Source organism: Holdemania sp. Marseille-P2844 (genome assembly GCF_900120005.1).
In the GTDB taxonomy this organism is placed as follows: Bacteria; Bacillota_I; Bacilli_A; order Erysipelotrichales; family Erysipelotrichaceae; genus Holdemania.
In genome coordinates this window covers 524,245-542,106 of the sequence record NZ_LT635454.1, presented here as the reverse complement: position 1 = coordinate 542,106, position 17,862 = coordinate 524,245, and the positions used below count along the sequence as shown (strand labels likewise).

Genomic DNA, 17,862 nt, shown 5'->3' with positions numbered 1-17,862 from the left:
TGATCAAATCGCTCTCGATTAAGAGTGCGAGGTTTCGTTTAATTTGTTGAACATTTGCAAGGCTTTCGCAACGATCGCATCCATGTTGTAGTATTGATATTCTGCCAGTCGGCCTAAGAGATGAAGATTGTCGATCCCGCGGATCAGCTCGCAATACGCCTGATACTGCCGGCGGCATTCTTCTTTGGCGATCGGGTAGTACGGGATGTTCCCGGTTTCCCCATCATGATGGTAAGTCAGCGGGTATTCGACAGCGATGGTCGTCGCTTCCGGCTGCTGATCCGCCTGCATCAGGAGTTTGTATTCCGTGATGCGGGTAAACGCGTTCTGCTGGGCCGGGGTCGGATAGTTAACAGTCGCCGCTTCCTGATAGGTATGCGGATGGCTCTGAATATCGAATTCCAGCGAACGGTATGGCAGCTCGCCTAACGGATAGTCAAGCAGATCGTCGATCGCACCGGTGAAGATCACCGGCCCCTGGAAGACTTCGCCTTCAAACAGAATCTGCTTGTTTTCCAAATCGACCTTCAGACATGACTTCGCGTCGGTCTTCAGGCGGACTTCGATCTTTTCATTTTTCAGCATGTTTTCAAAGATTCCGGTAAATCCATGCGCCGGCATCATCTGATAGGTATCCTGGAAATAGCGGTCGTCATAGGAAATATGAACGGGAACGCGGCCGGTGACCGCCGGATCGATTTCTACCGGCGTCTGTCCCCATTGTTTCATCGTGTAGTATTTGAAGACATGTTCGTAGATGTATTCCGCCAGCTCGTTAATTTCCGGATTGGCATTGGCGCGCAGCTGCAGGATCGGCACCTTCTTTTCCATCCCATATTCGTTGATCAGCAATGTTTTTAAACGCTCAGCTTTTTCTTTGGGGAACGAGCGTTCAATCGTTGTCAGATTGAATGGAATCGGTGCAACGACGCCGTTAATGTGGCCGAGTACGCGATGCTGATAAGGATACCAGTCTGTAAACTGGGAGAGGTAATCGACGACCTCGCGGGAATGGGTATGGAAGATATGCGGGCCGTATTCGTGACGGCGCACGCCGTTTTCATCGATATAGTCGTACATGTTGCCGCCGACATGGGCGCGTTTTTCCAGGACGAGCACACGTTTGCCCGCAACATGGGCAAAGCGTTCCGCGATGACGCTGCCGGCAAAGCCCGCGCCGATAACAATAACTTCTGGTTTCATTCCGATCTCCTTTTACAGTCTGTCCTTATACATGGTTTTGTAGTAGTTCTGATAGTCGCCCTGCAGGATGTGCTCCCACCAGTCGCGGTGCGTCAGATACCAGTCGATGGTCTGCGGAATCCCGGTCTCAAACGTATATTTAGGCTTCCAGCCGAGTTCCGTTTCAATTTTAGTCGGATCCATCGCATAGCGCAGATCATGACCCGGGCGGTCCTTGACGAAGTGGATCAGTGATTCCGGCTTATTCAAAGCGGCGAGAATCGTCTTCACAACTTCCAGATTGGTCTTTTCATTATGGCCGCCGATGTTGTAGACTTCGCCTACGCGGCCCTTGCGCAGAATCAGATCAATCGCCGTGCAGTGATCGTAGACGTGCAGCCAGTCGCGCACGTTCATTCCATCGCCATACACCGGCAGACTTTCATCGGCCAGCGCGCGGCTGATCATTAAGGGGATCAGCTTTTCAGGAAAATGATAAGGGCCATAGTTGTTAGAGCAGCGGGAAATCGTTACCGGCAGCTTAAATGTGCGGTGATAGGCCTGAACTAACAGATCGGCGCCGGCCTTGGCCGCACTGTAAGGGCTGGAGGTATGGATCGGCGTTTCCTCGGTGAAGAACAGATCCGGACGATCTAACGGCAGATCGCCGTAGACTTCGTCGGTCGAGACCTGATGGTAACGCTGGATGCCGTATTTGCGGCAGGCGTCCATCAAGACCTGAGTGCCGAGAATATTGGTCGTGATGAAGACCTCTGGATCCTCTACAGAACGGTCGACATGAGTTTCCGCAGCAAAGTTGACGACCATGTCGAATTTTTCTTCGGCAAACAAGTGATCAATCAACTCGCGGTCGCGGATATCGCCTTTGACAAATTTAAAATTCGGCTTTTCCATGATCGGCTCCAGGGTTTCCAGATTGCCCGCATAAGTCAGAAGGTCTAATACGACGATCTGGTCTTCCGGATAGGTGTTGACCATGTAGTGAGCGAAATTGCCGCCGATAAAACCGGCTCCGCCTGTAACTAAAAACTTCATTTACGAATTCCCCCTTGTTCTTTTTTTATCCGTTTGATTTCTTTGGCAATGCCTTCCTGAATCGTCGTCTGAATTGTGAAGCCGGTCAGACGTTTCAGTTTTTCGATATTGAGGACAATCTGATCGACGACTGGGACTTCGCTGTTGACATGTTGAATCTCGATCGCCTGGCCAGTTTTTTCCTGGACTTCATCCAGGATTTCCGTCAGGCTGGTCGCTGTTTGCGAAGCGACATTGACGACTTCATTCTGGATTTGATGTTCAAGAAGCAGCTGGATCGCCCAGGCAAAGTCTTCGATATAAATGTAATCGCGGCTGCTGTGCGGAGAAGCCCACATTTCAAAGGCTTCGTGGTTCAGCGCTTTTTCGATCAGGATCGGGATAACGCCTTGTTTCTTATCCGTCGTCTGATGCCCGCCGTAAGGGTTAGCGAGACGCAGGATCAGATAAGGCAGACCGGATTGGCGGATCACCTGTTCGCAGCGGGTCTTGCTTCGGGCGTAAAGAGTGATCGGATGCAGCGGTGCGTCTTCGCAGATCGGCTCCGCGGCATTGCCGTAAACCGTGCCCCCCGATGACATAAAGATGAACAGCCGCGCGCCGCGCTGCTTCAGCTGACATAACAGAAATTCGTATTTTTCTTCAACTCCGCGGAGTGTTTTTTCCTCATCCTCGCTGCGGGCGTTGTTGGCAAGCAGCGAAATGGTATCAATGACGACAGCGTCTTCAAAATCGACTTGATCGAGATCTTTAGCCGAAAAGGCGTTGATTTCTTTAAAGTTGGAACACAGCGGCGTGTAGGGACTGGGTAACCCGATGACCTCAGTTTCTGCTTTCTGACTCAGCAGGGATGCGAGATTGTAGCCTAAATAGCCGCAGCCTAATAGTATGATTTTCATTGCGACTCCTTTATTTGTTGTAGCTGGTGACAAAATTTCCGGAAGCAACCGTTCTTAAATGTTCACCATAGGGGGATTTCCCATAAGAAGCGGCGGAAGCCAAAAGTTGGTCGGTGTCAATCCAGTGATTGTAGAAAGCGATTTCTTCAGGAACCGAAATCTTGATTCCCTGAACTTCCTCGATGGTTTTGACAAAGTCACTGGCCTGAGCAAGCGAACTGATCGTCCCGGTATCCAGCCAGGCAAAGCCGCGGCCAAAAACGACGCAGTCAATTTCGCCTTTTTCCAGATAGACTTTATTCAGATCGGTGATTTCATATTCGCCGCGGGCTGAAGGCTTTAGGTTCTTAGCGTATTCAACAACGCGGTTGTCGTAGAAATAGAGGCCGACAACGGCATAATTGGATTTCGGAGTTTCCGGTTTTTCTTCCAGAGAAAGGACTTTGCCGGTTTTATCGAATTCGACGACGCCGAATCGCTCTGGATCCGGGACGTATTGCCCGAAGATCGTTGCGCGGCCTTTGTTATTTTTGGCTCTTTCCAGCATCTCACTGAAGTGGTTGCCATGGAATATATTATCTCCCAAAATCAGGCAGACATCCTCATCGCCGATAAATTCTTCGCCTAGAACGAAAGCTTGCGCCAAACCGTTGGGCGATGGCTGAACTTTATAGGACAGCTGAATTCCAAACTGGCTTCCGTCGCCCAGCAGGCGTTCGAAATTGGGCAGATCCTGGGGTGTGGAGATGATCAGAATATCGCGGATTCCTGCCAGCATCAGCGTCGACAGGGGATAATAGATCATCGGTTTATCATAGACGGGCAGCAGTTGTTTGGATGTGACTTTCGTCAGGGGATACAAACGGGTGCCGCTGCCTCCTGCAAGAATAATTCCTTTCATGGATTTCCTCCCAAACTCTTTAATTCCTCATTATTTTATCATAGTTAAGCATTGAATACCATTCATTCATTGAATTCTGAAAGTAGTTCAGCGATTCACTTTCGGTGACGCATAAAGAAAAGAAGACCGAATACATCAGCCTTCTTTTGATTTAATTACTTAAAGAGTTTTGAGAATAGATTGAAGAATCGGTTCGGGAAGATAAAACCTGTAGGTGGATTTTCCGGGTTTTGAGTCTGTTCCCCACCTTCATTATTTCCGTCTTCAGATCCATCTGAAGTATCCGTTGTTGGGTCGGGAGAAGCTTCACAATCCGTTCTCTTTGGAATCACATCTTGTTTTGTTTGACCACAAGTACAAGTGTAATTAATATAACCGTCCGCATCACAAGTGGCATCCTGCCGTCCAGTTTCCGTCCACGCATGTTCATGTGCTTTACAACTATCTCCCGTTAATTGTGCAATGACTTCGGTTTCTGTGTGTTCAGGATCTTGTGTGCATACTCGATGTTTTTTACCCGGAGCGTCACAAGTTGCCTCTTGATCAATGATCCATTCTCCCCAAGTATGTTCATGAGGCTTATTCGTTGGATCCGTCGTTGGTTTAGTTGTAGGATCAGTGGTTGGCGTTGTTGTCGGGGTTGTTGTTGGAGTTACTGTAGGAGTTACCGTAGGTGTCGTTGTCGGATTTGCAATACATCCTGCACCTCCGGTGTTCAAATCAGAATCATTCTTAGCATAATATCCATTCTCACAGACGCAGGCGTTTTTACCTGAATCATAGTAGGAATTCGCAGGACAATTCTTCGTTGCCCCTTCATGCGTAATAACGCTGACCGTAATTTCCGTTACATTTTCCGTCTTGATACCAGCGCGGACACTTTGGGCGATAACCATATTTTCCGGATAGGAATCAACATAGCCTTCTTCACCTTGATGGACCTTGGTGACATTAACTGTAATCCCTCGAGTAGAAGCCCAAGCCTGTACGTCTGACAATAGTTTTCCGCTGAAGTTAATCACAGTATCTGGAGCCTCATCATGAATAATCGGCTCTGAATACGTTTCATTCGATAACGTCGGTGCTGTGAAGACCCAGTTTGCACTAAACGAAATTGCTTTCGGCGCGTCGATCTTAGAATCCAAGTTAATATTTCTTAAGATTGCATTGCGGTTATCCGTAATCGATCCCTGATATACACGATAAATGTACAGATTCAGCTGCATGCTTTCATTCCATTTCGAAGATCCATAGCCGGTTACACGAGAACCTACCATATTAATAACGTTAGCGTTTTTGACGTAACTGCGATTCATCTTCTTAATCGAATAATTAAATAAGCTGATCAGCTGATCTACAGTAAAGTTCGTAGAAACATTATCTCCGGCCGCATCCAATACTTTTAATGCCTTATTCACGTCAGTCAGTTTCATGGCTTCCGTTAAAATTGCCTGAATGACCTGCTGCTGATTCGCCTGCCGCTGAAAATCACCGTTAGCGTACAGATGACGTTCACGAGCATAGGCCAGCGCCTGTTCACCGTTTAATCGGTTAGTTCCAGCCGGAACCCAGACCGTCATCTTCCCACGAGCATCGGATCTCTGACCTACAAATTCGTACGGATTCGTAATGATGATACCACCTAAAGCATCAACCATCTCAACGACACCTGCAAAGTTACTTTCAAAATAAAAGTCAATATCGATATCCATCAGATCTTCAACAGTGTCAATCGTACACTGACGGCTGCGGACACGGGCGTGCGTGATCTTATCTTCTGATTTCCCTGCATAACAGGCGATCGGCACATAGCTGTCACGAGCGATCGAGGTCAGAGTTACCTGCATGCTAAGCGGATTGAAAGAAGCCAGCATTAAGGCGTCAGAACGTTGTTCATCGGTACCGATGATCAACACTGTAAATGGTTCTTTTGTAATATCTTTATCCGAACCGGATTCCGTTGTTACTGTAATGTTCTTATCAAAAGTCAAAATTGCTTTAGTATTGTCTAAGAACTCACTGTATCCATCATTCACTTCAAACATCGCAACATAGTTGCTTGGCAGGGCTGCCGCGTCAATCTCCCCACCGAACAGTCCCATCAACATACTGTTGTAATCGTCATATTCGTGATAAGTAACATTGATTTTTTTCGCTTCTAATTCTTTCTTAGGAAGAATATAGCCGACTTGTTCTTCCGTATTCGATAAGATACCGAAGGTCTTGCCTTCAAGATCATTAATATCATTGACCGTGAAATTTCCATTTTCACTGTAAACAACAAAGGAAACTTCAACTTTTTCACTGGTTGTCCCCGTGTTGATAATCTTATCAATATTTTTGTTTACCCGGGTCGTAATATAGGTTAACGCACCACCGGATAAAAACGCAATCACCAAGACGCCGATCGTCACATAGAGAATACTCTTTTTCATCGCATAGGCGTTGTAAGCAATTAAGCCGTTTAATACCAGCAGAATTACCAGAATCACAACGTTAATGAGGACGAAGATCGACTTGCTGAAGTTACTGTAACGCGTAATGTTGAGGATGCCCAAGACCATCAAAATATCAGTCAGAATCGCGATGGCAGCCAGAACAAGATTAATGTTGGAAAGTTTACGTTTACTCATTTTATTCTGTTTCGTCATAACCAACCTCCTTAATCATAATGGTCGAAGAACTGCGCGATTTCATAGCGTCCATCGTTGTCTACGACTGTGAAATACCCTGTTTTCTGAAAACTATTAACATCGATTTTTGAACTTGGCTTATAATTCCACGTTGCTTCAACATAATAAGCTTCATATTCTTCTCCAGAATAATGTTCAAATTTTCCTGCATAAACTACATCTGTTAATGTAATATCGGTGACTTCTAATAGATTTTCGCGACCATACTGACTGATGTATAAATCTAAATCTTTATAAAACTCCCAACGGGACTGTTCTTGAAAACTGGTAAACATTGGGCCATAAATATATTGCAGACCCCCGACTTCATAATTACCATCTTTGTTCGTCCAGGTAAAATAATCGGCAATAAAATTACGAACAACCGCGGCTGTTATCTCTTGTGGATCATCGCCTTTTAATGCCTCTGTCAATTTCTTGAACTCATCCTGCTGAAACTGCGTCGGATTATTTCCAATGACATACTTGTCATTCTTCATCGATGAGGTATTCGTCTTTTCAACGACCTCTCCGCTACCCGCGGATTTCTTTAACGAAATCCGGACGATGTTAAAGCCCATAACCGCAACGACGACTAAAGAAGCCGCCAACATCATATAAATAATCTGTTTATTTTTCTTTGCGCGTTTTGCTTTTGCTTTATCCTGCTTACTCACTAACATTCCTCCTTTTATTACTCGTATTTTTTACGGACGATATATTTCGGACGTTTCTTGGTCTCCATGTACGTTTTCGACAGATATTCACCGATAATGCCTAAGCTTAACAGCTGAATTCCTCCCAAAAACAGAATGATGACGACCATTGATGGATAACCCGCAACCGGATCGCCTACGATCAAGGCCTTCCCAAAAACAAAGATCATATAAAGGAAAGCGATGATAGAAACGAAGATTCCAGAAATCGTCGCCATTCGCAGCGGGGCAACAGTAAAGGCAACAATGCCTTCAATCGCGTAAGCGAATAACTTCCAGAACGACCAGCTCGTTTCCCCGGCGACACGCTCCACATTCTCATACTCCAAATAAACCGTTTTATAACCAACCCAGGCAAAGATGCCTTTGGAGAACCGGTGATATTCCTGAAGTGAAAGAACGCTGTCGACAACCTCGCGGGTCATCAGCCGGAAATCCCGCGCGCCGTCAACAATTTCGACTTCAGTAAATTTATTGATCAGTTTATAAAATTGCCGTGCAAAGAAGGAACGGATCTTCGGTTCCCCTTTTCGCGTAACCCGGCGGGTACCTACAATGTCCACATGCTGCTGATTCATTGCTTCAAACATCTTTGGCAAATATTCCGGCGGATCCTGTAAATCAGCATCCATGACTGTAACGTAATTGCCCGTCGCGTTTTCCAATCCCGCTAACAGGCCGCCCTCTTTGCCAAAATTCCGGCTGAAGTCAATGACCTTGACAATACCCGGATGCGCGTCATGGAGCTTCACCAATTCTTCTAAGGTATTATCGCGGGAACCATCGTTGACAAAAATAATTTCATAATCCATGTTCATGGCATCCACTACTTTTGTTGTTTCGCGGTAAAAGATGTTCACCGTTTCCTGTTCGTTATAACAAGGAACTACGATTGAAAGCTTATCCATATCTAACCTCCGCAAATTCACCATTTAATTATAAAGGAGAAATTCAAGAAGTACAAATACTTTCCTAAATTGTCATGATTCCTTAATATTTTAAATTCAGTGATCTTATTTTTTAAATCTGTGAAATAGTTCGGAATAAAGCATAATATTCCAATTGCTAACGGTTTTGAAATAACGATTTTTCATTCCGCCCAGCGACTTCAGATACGGGTTCTTCTTCCACTGCGGGAAGCTTTGATTCAACCGCTCCCACCCCATCTGAATCGTCGTTTTCCGATCCTGCCGATCCGCAATCTTCGTGCTTCTTAAGAAAGAGTTCCCTAAAAAGAACTTAATATGCAGATATTCCAGTTCATCATGATATTCCTGATCCCATCCCTGGACCTTAAAATAATCCGTAATGATTTCAAAAACATGAATCATATCCTTCACTTCATGATTGTTCGTATGCGTAATTGAATTTCCCAATTGGATATAACTGACAAAAGCTTCGTCCACAAAGGCTAATTTTTTTACATGCGGCGCTAAGCAATAAAGAAAACACGCATCCTCATAGCGATAGCCCGTCGGAAACTGCAAGCCGGTTTCCCGGACAAAATCAGTGCGGTAAATTTTATTCCAAAGCGTGGCAAATAAATGAATCATCATTTCTTTACCCGGAGCGTACGGACCTTCCTTTTCCAGCCGCTTCTGTTCGCCATAGACCCAATTAAAATTGGAAACAACGACATCCGCATTCTCTTTCTCTGCCGCCGCGACCATCTTCTCGAACATATCCAGTTCTGTAAAGTCATCGCTGTCCAGAAAGCCAAAATACTCTCCCTGCACCTGCGCTAAGCCAAAATTGCGAGTCTCTGCAATCCCGCCGTTCGGTTTCTTAAATGGACGAATTTGCGGATACCGCGCAGCATAGTCATCAATAATCTGTTGGCTGTTATCTTTTGTTCCATCGTTGATCACGATAATTTCCATATTTTTGAGCGTCTGATTCACTAAGGAATCAAGACACCGGGGCAGATACTTTTCAACGTTATATACCGGTACAATCACACTGAGGATGGGTTTCATTTTCCACCGCCTGCCTTTCTGATCAATCCTTTAATTTTCATTCTGTTTGTTTAACCTATTATACCATCGCCGCAGGTTTACAACAATAGACCTGTTAAAATTTTCATTGAAATAAAAGCCATGGTTTCCCATGGCGATCAATTTTTCTGTTCTTTCGGGCGCATGACGAGATCCAATAAAACACCCATCAGCAAAGCCATAAACGAAGACGTCAGAAACTGATCGATCGTATGTCCGCTGATATAAGAAGACACTAACCCGCAGCCCAGTGCCATTGCGTAGACTAAAACATCCAGCCGGAGCATCTTTTTCCAACGAAGCAGTACGATAATGGCGCCGAAGCAGGTCACCAGCAGCCATGGCAAAACCGTCAGCGCGGCGCCGGCATAGCCCATCGTATAAATCTGCTGGGCAAAATCCCGTTCCAACAAAATCGAGCCGTTATTGAAGGTTGAATAGCCCATACCTAAAAACTTTTCGGAGTTAGAAAGTTCCCCCCATTTGTAGCTCATGAAAATCTTTTCGATCTGCCGGCCGTTCACCCGCTGTTCCAGCGGCAGCTCCAGGACGTCAACCCAGAACTTCGGATCCGCTGTGTAATAGTACCACTCCATATAATACTGAGTCGGCACGCTGGCCATCAGATTTGCGCGGATTCCATAAGCTTCAAACATAAAACGATAATAATCGCTTGTTTTTAATTCCGTCGTATTCTCCAGCGAAGTTCCCAGCTCTTTGCGCAGATAATCATCCTGCAATAAGATCGCGGTGTTCGCTGAGTCAATATTCTGATTGACAACCGCCGGTGAAAATGGCAGGATACAGCCGCTGATCGCTGCGGCAGCAGCGCAGAAGAACAAGACCGTTTTTTCCAGCCGGTATTCCTTCATGATCAAAGTCGTAAAAAGATACAGAACAAGGAATCCGATCGGGATCAGCACCGTGCCAAACGTGGCGACCCGCGTCGAAAGAATGATCATCGACAAACTATGAATTCCGATCAATGCGCCTAATGCAATCCGCTCTTTCTTCGAAGTGCTGCGCTGGAAAAACAGATACAATAACGGGAGCAGCATAAACATTAAAATACCGACCGTATTTCCTTCTTCAAAGAAAAACTTGGAAGCTAGCTGACGAGGATGAATCTTCGTTGGATCCGCATAAATTCCTAAAAACCAGCTCAGAAACGGAGCCGCGGTCATTCCGGCATACGTCGATTCGCCAAACACAAACAAATCGCCGATAAAGATCGGCAGCGCAGTCAGGCACGATAAAGCGACGGTGACCCCTTTTACAATTTTTTCCGTTAATCGAAGATGAACAACTGCATAGATCATTCCATACGGAATGACCAGCGTCAGAAAATAGGTGATTTCCTTTGATAACTGGAAAAAGAAATTCGGCGTCAGATATAAGCCTTTGTAAATCTGAGCCCCCTGCCGGATATGCAGCAGAAAATAAACCGCCAGCGCCAAACCGTACAGGCCGCCAAATAACAACGTTTTCTTTTTATTTTTATCAGCCAGAAAAAACGTCCATAACACGGCCAGCGGAATGATTAAAAAGCGGATAATCGTCGACGGCCGGGGAATTCCAAACTGATCAAGAAACGGATAGATTAAGTAATCCAGATCGATCAAAGGCTGGATGATAAACAAAAGAAGAACAAAGCCTTTCATTGCCTTATGCGAATGAAAAACCGATTTTATTTTCGTCATTGTTTACCCTCCCTTTCCGAATCATCATGAAGACCAAAAACCCGATCCAACAGAATCGCCGCGATCAGCGCCATGAACATCGTCGTAACAAACTGATCTAACGTATGACCGCTGAGATACGCTGCCCCCAAGCCGCAGCACAGGGATGTAGCCAGAACCATAATCTCCAGATTCATGCACTTCTTCCATCGCAGCAGAACAAACACAGCACCGAAAGCCGTCAGAATCAGCCAAGGTCCTGCCAGCAGGAGATCGCCTAAATAGCCGAGCGTATATTTTTGTTGGATAAAGTCCTGCTCAAGCAGAATGGAACCATTCATAAACGGTGTATATCCCATACCAAATAATTTCATCTTGGAATCCGCCATTCCCCATTTCACATTCATGAAATAGGTTTGGAACTGGCGGCCCGTTAAGCGTTCTTCCAACGGCACGGTGAACAACAAATCACTCCAGAAGACTGGATCAACCTTGTAGCTATACCAATCCATGTAATACATCTTGGGAATACTGGATATCAGATTATCCTCAATTCCGGACTTCTCAAAGGCCTTTAAACAGAATTCTTCATAGGCTTTCGAGCCTGGCGTCAGGTTTAAACGGCCTTCATAGGCTAAAATTCCTTTTTGCAGCAAATCATCGTCGCCGCGCACCGCATCATCGCTTTGAGCATCACGCTTTTGATTTTGGATGGCCGGCGTATAGGGCAGAATCACCACGCTGACTAACGATACAGCAGCGCAGAAAATCAGCACTATCCCTTTTATTTTCTGATGCCGAAACAGCAGACCGTCAAAGAGATAAAGTCCGACAAAGGCGATCGGGATCAAAAACGCGCCCAGCGACGCTACCCGCGTCGACAAAATCAACATGGACAAGCTCTGAACGATGATCAGCATTGCCCAGGAAATTTTTCCCTTGTTTTCCTTGCTCCGGGAAAAGAAATAATACAATAACGGCAGCAGCATAAACAAGAGAATCCCAATCGTATTTCCTTCGTCAAAGAAAAATTTACACGCTAACCGCCGTGGTTCCACTGTTTCATATATTCCGGTAAACCAGCTGAAGAAACTGGCCGCAGTATTGCCCAGATAGGTCGACTGTCCAAACACAAACAAGTCGCTGATTAAAATGGGAAATGAGATCGTCGCTGATAAAATCGCCGTGATCTGCTTCAATAATTTCTCATTGACCTGCAGCGTCGTAAAGGCGGCGATCAGCCCAAAGGGAATGATCAGGGTTAAACAATAGACCAGCTCGCCGAACAAGGAGAACTGGAAATTGGTAGTCAGACGCAGCAACGCCGCGGCATTTCTCGTCACCTGGACATGAATCAGAAAATAAACCGCGAAAACCGCGATATACAATCCGCCCAGAATCAACGTTTTCCGACGATTTTTACCCTTGTTGTAAAAACATCCGACGATTAAAACGGGAATTAGCAAATACCGGACGATCGTTGAAGGACGCGGTAAGCCAAACTGATTTAAAAAGGGATAAATCAAATAGTCCAGATCTATCATCGGCTGAAACGCCAGAATTAAAAGTAAAATTCCAATCGCTGTCCCCTGCGTAAACCAGGGACGCAGAAACTCTTTGATTTTTCGCATCAGTCAGCCTCCTTTGTGCGGTTCGGTTCTGTGACATTGTACCGGTTTTCGTTCCGATTGTCTAATTTTTTAACGATTGAGTTTATTGTTTCTTATAAAAAACTAATTTTGTCGTTTCCGGCAAACCATAATATTCTCTGAAACTATTCTGATGATAAGTATCGCCTTCCTCAATGTCCGCGGAATGAATGCTTTCTTCCGGCATCCGCGGGATCCAGGCTTCATCATCCTCCGGATGTTCGCGATAATACTGCAGAACGGATTCCCGTTCCGACTGAACTTGCGCAACCTGAGTATAGATCCGTTTCCAGGATAAGCTGCGCTGCAGACACATCCCTGAGCAGCAAATCAGAATCACCGCAGCCTCAGCGGAACTGATTTTAATTTTTGAAGCCACCGAGGCCGTCAATAAGATGATAAAGTACACCGTATACAATGAACTCCGCGGACCATAAATCGGTGAAAGCAGCATTGCTAAATTACACGTTCCCGCCATCATCACCATCATCAATTTTTCTAATCGTTCTTCATCCTGATATAAAGTAAATAAGATCCAAAACAGATTGACGATATAAAGAATATAGAAGATCGAACAGAAGATCAAGCCCTGAGGCGTTCCCAAGTCATAAAAGAAACTGAAAACCTCAAGGTTCATTTTCTCGACGAATGTCGGGGCAAAGCAGGCCACGATCGCGATCGTCAGGATGAATCCTTGAACGAACGCCGCCAGCTTATCTTTTTTATTCATCCAGATCCGGTCTACCCAATGATGAATCAAAGCCAGGAATGTGATCAGACTCAGAATCAGCATCATATATTTATTCGCAATAAACGTGTAATTCAGGAAATTACCCCAGTTCTGCTGGATCTGACCAAACAAGCCCAGCGCAATCCATGCCTGGTTATCCCGCGCCAGCCGGAACGCCGCGCCCGGCGACATCCGGATCAAGGCAAAGCCAAGCACGCTGACCACGAGTCCCGCACCCGTTAACTTCAACGCGTCTTTTCGCTTGAAATATGCGTAGAGCAGCATCAGAAGATTCAGCAAAATACTGGCCGCTGAACAATTTTCCATAGCCAAACCGATATAAAAATTAAGAAGGATCAGCGCGGCATAATGTCCTTTTTTTATTTTCCGTTCCGAAAACAAGATATTTTTCATCATCCAGATGATCAGCAGAATCAAAAATAACGGCACGACGTAGGTTGTCCCCATAATCCATGTATAGGTTTCCATCCGCAGCCGGTCCGCAACCGTTAACATCATCGCGGCAATCAAGACCGCTACGGATAGCGGATTACGCTTTGGATTCACAATTTGATATAGCAAAACATAGATTCCCGCGAATAAGGCAGGATTCAGGAAATTCCACAGACCTTTTCTCGGCGCGACGATAAAGCCCCAAAGCTCCGCGAAATAACGCCCCGACCAGGTGAAATAGAATTCCCACGCTTTGACGAACGGATTTCCGCTCATCCCATTGACTGCGTAGCCCCAATCATCTCCCGCCAGGGGCGTCCTGACGGTCATGTAGTAAAACAGGACAAAGATGAACAAAGCGCCTAACAGCCAGCACCAGGACTTTCCTTTTTTTAATTTTTCCATACATCCGCCTCCGTTATAAAACTTCTGTAAACTTTCGGATGATTTCATCATTCGGATAATGATACCCCTGCAGCTGCCGTTTCATCTCCTGCAACTGATCCTTCGATTGCAACGCGTTCAGCAAACCTTCGTTCAAGCCTTTCTGGCTATTCTCAACAATCCATCCATAATGCGGAGCGGTGATCTGTTCATGAACGCCCGCAACCTCCGTCGACAAGACCGGCGTTCCGGCAATAAACGATTCATTGATCACCGTCGCGAAGCCTTCATACAAAGAAGGCAGAACAAACAAATCGCAAGCCCGGATATCAGCATACGGATTTGTTTTAAAGCCCAGGAAATGAAGGTGTGTCAGATTCAGATCTTTCTGCATTTTCAACAACATCGCTTCCTGCTCGCCGCCGCCAATTAAATAAAGTTCATGTTCAATCCCTTGATCCAGCACATATTTATGCGCCTGCAGCAATCGATCCGCCGCCTTTTGCGGATGAAATCGGATCACCGAAATCAAATTCAGTTTTGAAGGATCAATCTCTGCTTGATCTTCTGTTTTTGTCTTTCCTTTTTCTACTTTTTCAGTATTCATCAGATTATGAATCGTTATGACATTCTGAATTCCAAAGACCTTTTTATAGGCCTCCGTAGCTTCCGCTGAATCCGCAATATTCAGGTCAATCTTCTGCAGAGCAGACTTCACCAATCGCATATGATTCGCGGAGTAATTGCAGACACTGTAATCAGTCAATACCCAATTGACTTTCCGCTTACTATTGCCATAAGCGGTAAAGATTGTACAGAATCCCTCTTTCGCCGCCATTTCCACATCATAGACGCCGGACAGCATCTTTTTTCGCTCCTTGAGGATTTTACTGCGGATCAATCCTGTTTTCATGTACAGCAGCAAGCGCAGCTTACTGAAAAGATGCGGAAGGTCTCCCTTTTTCAGTAATTCTTTGAGCGGGCTGTCCACGGCGTTAAAAAACGATGTTCCTTCAATCACACGCACACCTTCCGGGATATCCTGAAGCAGTGTGCCTGTTTTATGTAAGACCAACAAATCGATTTGATATACCTGCTGATCAAGATTTTTCATCAATGTATTTAAAACGCGGGCGACGCCGCCCATTTCCATTTCATCGTTAACAAATAAAATTCTGCGTTTGTCACGCTGATTTTGACCGGTCATAAATGCCGAGCACCGCCTTCCATTGTTTCCTCTTCAACAGCGCAATGATCAGTTTTTTCTTCAATCCCGCTGATTTTACGAATGCATCCTGCTCCCAATCCGGATAACACTGTTTTAATTGCTTCATGTTTTCCGCCAAATACTTTTCCCTGTCTTCCGATTCATCAAAGTCCTTGATCCGCAGCGTCGTTAAATCTAATCCATGGATGATATAGCAATGCTTCATTTCCAGAATAAACTGGTTTTTCAAAGATGTATCATCGCAATGAATCTCTATATATTCAATGACACGCTGAATCGCTTTATAGATATCAAATATTTTAGGATTTGCGCTGTGCGCGATCGAACCTGACCGCTGATAATAAACATAAAACGCTTCGTTCACTTTCACAATCCGTTCCGCATTAAAGCAGATCATCGGAATCGTTGCCAAATCTTCATACCATTTTCCAACCGGAAATTCAATGTCCTGAAACAGAGAACGAGCGAAAAGCTTATTACAAGCGCTGTTATTCATACGAATTAATTCCGGATGGGTTTTCACATCCCCCACAGCAAACGCTCCGCCGCTGGCAAATTCGACCCGGCCGTCATCATAGAGATACTCCATATCGCAAACACCGATTTGAGCTTGCTGCTCGACCATCGCCGCCAACATTTTTTCGATCATCGCCGGGCGAATAAAATCATCGCTGTCGATAAACGCTAAGTATTCTCCCTGCGCTCTTTGGATTCCAAAATTCCGGGCATCGCTTAATCCGCCATTTGTCTTTTGAAGCAAATGAATTCGTTTGTCTTTTTCAGCCCAGTTCTGCATTAATCGATATGACTCATCCGTTGAGCCGTCATCAATTAAAAGAATTTCCAAATTTGAATACGTCTGATCTACAATTGACTGAACACATCGGTCAAGATAGGCTTGCACGTTATAGACTGGAACAATGACACTGACAAGATGTTTCAATTTTCATCACCTTTTATAGTATACCAGAATTTAATTCGGGTTGTGAATTTTTCAGAGAAGAAAACACGCTATAAACTTACTCTTCAGCATTTCGCAATAATGACAGGGTTGAAAAAGCAGCGCACTGAATTGCGAATGAAGCAATAATTAAAATACGATACGTATAAAAATAATGCATAAATGAATGATTCCGCAAAACAAGAATCCAAACTAAGGGGACACATACGAAACAGGCCATTATCAGTATTTTCTGAAAGAATACCCGTTGATCGTGAATCAGTAAAGCGACGATTGAAGGAATTTTCGTTATTAATGGAATATAGAATAAAAGAGCATAGGGTAAACGCTGCAGCAATTTCAGATTTTTTTCTAATACCATGGAATAGGTTAGTTCCAAATTCTTCACTTCATCGTTAGTACGCAGAATAATCTGTTGGATCGCATCCAGATAAATATTCTCATGAAGAACCAGCGTAGCTACAGTCCACTTCCCCACCCACATCAGGGCATAACCACCGATCCAGGCGCAGGCTATCGCCGCAAAAGTGATCAAAGATTCTAAAATAGTCGTTTTCTTTTTACCGCTGAATAACAAAAGAACCGCCGGAATTCCAAACGTAATCAGAGGATAAGTCAACAGGTCAAAGTAATTGGTCACCACTCCGATAATGAAAAAGAAATAAATCGCATTTTTTCTTTGATCCAGGTTCTCTCGGAAATGAAATAATAGAATCGTCGCAATCAATGTGATATACACAATAAACGAATACTGTAAGCAATAGGCCGTAGCGACAGGCATTAGAAAGACAAAAGCAACTAATAAGGGGATCACTAGCTTCCTGCCGCCCTGTTCCGCCATTGTTTTTACAGCCAGACCTAACAAAAGGATTTGTAAAAACAGGTTTAAGATGCGAAAGTCGAGATAGGTCATTGAAGACAATGCCAGCTTTAGCGGCAGCAGGTATCCATGCCAATATCGTGCATAGGCGTAGACCTCTTTCCCTTCTGTCTTTTCTTCAACAAGATCCAGAAAGCTTTGTTGCATCGTTTGTTCCTCGTTGAAATAATGATGTGCTGCCACAGCATTAATAAAGTTACTTTGATCACTCTCATAAATCATCGTATTCATCATCAGAGCATCCGTATATAAATCCAGCATGGTGGCGTCATCGTTTTCGATAACCCTGAAATATTCCGACTCCATTTCCTTTTCAAAAACTTCCAGGTTCTCTGTAAGATTTTCTTTTACGGGCTGAACAGGAAGTGAAAAAGCGATAGTGTTCAGAGCCAGCCCGCTCACTATCGCTATCAATAAAATCAAAATCAGATTTCTTATTATTTTTAATGTGTTCATGTTTGTCATTATAGGAAACTTA

The 17,862-nt window shown here is 44.8% G+C and carries 14 protein-coding genes; all 14 read right to left on the bottom strand.

Annotation, left to right across the window (positions count from 1 at the left end; translation table 11 throughout):
• Positions 1 to 18: 18 nt before the first annotated feature.
• A complete protein-coding gene (gene glf / locus BQ7364_RS17240; RefSeq protein WP_072686036.1) occupies positions 19 to 1,203 on the bottom strand; it encodes a UDP-galactopyranose mutase in 1,185 nt (394 codons plus the stop codon).
• Between the two features lie 12 nt (positions 1,204 to 1,215).
• Positions 1,216 to 2,238, bottom strand: coding sequence for a dTDP-glucose 4,6-dehydratase (rfbB, locus tag BQ7364_RS17235; protein WP_072686035.1), 1,023 nt, complete (start codon positions 2,236 to 2,238; stop codon positions 1,216 to 1,218).
• Complete coding sequence (locus BQ7364_RS17230; protein ID WP_072686033.1) at positions 2,235 to 3,137, bottom strand: NAD-dependent epimerase/dehydratase family protein; 903 nt, start codon at positions 3,135 to 3,137, stop codon at positions 2,235 to 2,237. The genes rfbB and BQ7364_RS17230 overlap by 4 nt, the downstream gene beginning before the upstream one ends.
• A gap of 10 nt (positions 3,138 to 3,147) precedes the next feature.
• Positions 3,148 to 4,038 (bottom strand): glucose-1-phosphate thymidylyltransferase RfbA, encoded by an 891-nt coding sequence (rfbA, locus tag BQ7364_RS17225; protein ID WP_072686031.1) that lies wholly within the window; start codon positions 4,036 to 4,038, stop codon positions 3,148 to 3,150.
• A gap of 155 nt (positions 4,039 to 4,193) precedes the next feature.
• Positions 4,194 to 6,689: an LCP family glycopolymer transferase gene (locus BQ7364_RS17220; RefSeq protein WP_072686030.1), complete on the bottom strand. Its 2,496-nt coding sequence runs from the start codon at positions 6,687 to 6,689 to the stop codon at positions 4,194 to 4,196.
• 11 nt (positions 6,690 to 6,700) lie between these two features.
• Positions 6,701 to 7,387 (bottom strand): hypothetical protein, encoded by a 687-nt coding sequence (locus BQ7364_RS17215; RefSeq protein ID WP_072686028.1) that lies wholly within the window; start codon positions 7,385 to 7,387, stop codon positions 6,701 to 6,703.
• Between the two features lie 17 nt (positions 7,388 to 7,404).
• On the bottom strand, positions 7,405 to 8,334 hold the full coding sequence (locus tag BQ7364_RS17210) for a glycosyltransferase family 2 protein (protein WP_039864845.1): 930 nt from the start codon (positions 8,332 to 8,334) through the stop codon (positions 7,405 to 7,407).
• A 105-nt stretch (positions 8,335 to 8,439) separates the two neighbouring features.
• On the bottom strand, positions 8,440 to 9,402 hold the full coding sequence (locus BQ7364_RS17205) for a glycosyltransferase (RefSeq protein ID WP_072686026.1): 963 nt from the start codon (positions 9,400 to 9,402) through the stop codon (positions 8,440 to 8,442).
• A 137-nt stretch (positions 9,403 to 9,539) separates the two neighbouring features.
• Positions 9,540 to 11,120: an O-antigen ligase family protein gene (locus BQ7364_RS17200; RefSeq protein ID WP_072686025.1), complete on the bottom strand. Its 1,581-nt coding sequence runs from the start codon at positions 11,118 to 11,120 to the stop codon at positions 9,540 to 9,542.
• A complete protein-coding gene (locus BQ7364_RS17195) occupies positions 11,117 to 12,730 on the bottom strand; it encodes an O-antigen ligase family protein (protein ID WP_072686023.1) in 1,614 nt (537 codons plus the stop codon). Before BQ7364_RS17195 ends, BQ7364_RS17200 begins: the two co-directional genes overlap by 4 nt.
• Before the next feature lie 82 nt (positions 12,731 to 12,812).
• A complete protein-coding gene (locus BQ7364_RS17190; protein WP_072686021.1) occupies positions 12,813 to 14,336 on the bottom strand; it encodes a DUF6056 family protein in 1,524 nt (507 codons plus the stop codon).
• Positions 14,337 to 14,349: 13 nt separating this feature from the next.
• Entirely contained in the window at positions 14,350 to 15,522 is a 1,173-nt protein-coding gene (locus BQ7364_RS17185; protein WP_072686020.1) for a glycosyltransferase, read from the bottom strand.
• Entirely contained in the window at positions 15,500 to 16,486 is a 987-nt protein-coding gene (locus BQ7364_RS17180; RefSeq protein WP_072686018.1) for a glycosyltransferase family 2 protein, read from the bottom strand. Before BQ7364_RS17180 ends, BQ7364_RS17185 begins: the two co-directional genes overlap by 23 nt.
• Positions 16,487 to 16,562: 76 nt before the next feature.
• Positions 16,563 to 17,786 carry a hypothetical protein gene (locus tag BQ7364_RS17175; protein ID WP_234973204.1) on the bottom strand — a complete coding sequence of 408 codons (1,224 nt, stop codon included), beginning with the start codon at positions 17,784 to 17,786 and terminating at the stop codon, positions 16,563 to 16,565.
• Between the last annotated feature and the right edge of the window lie 76 nt (positions 17,787 to 17,862).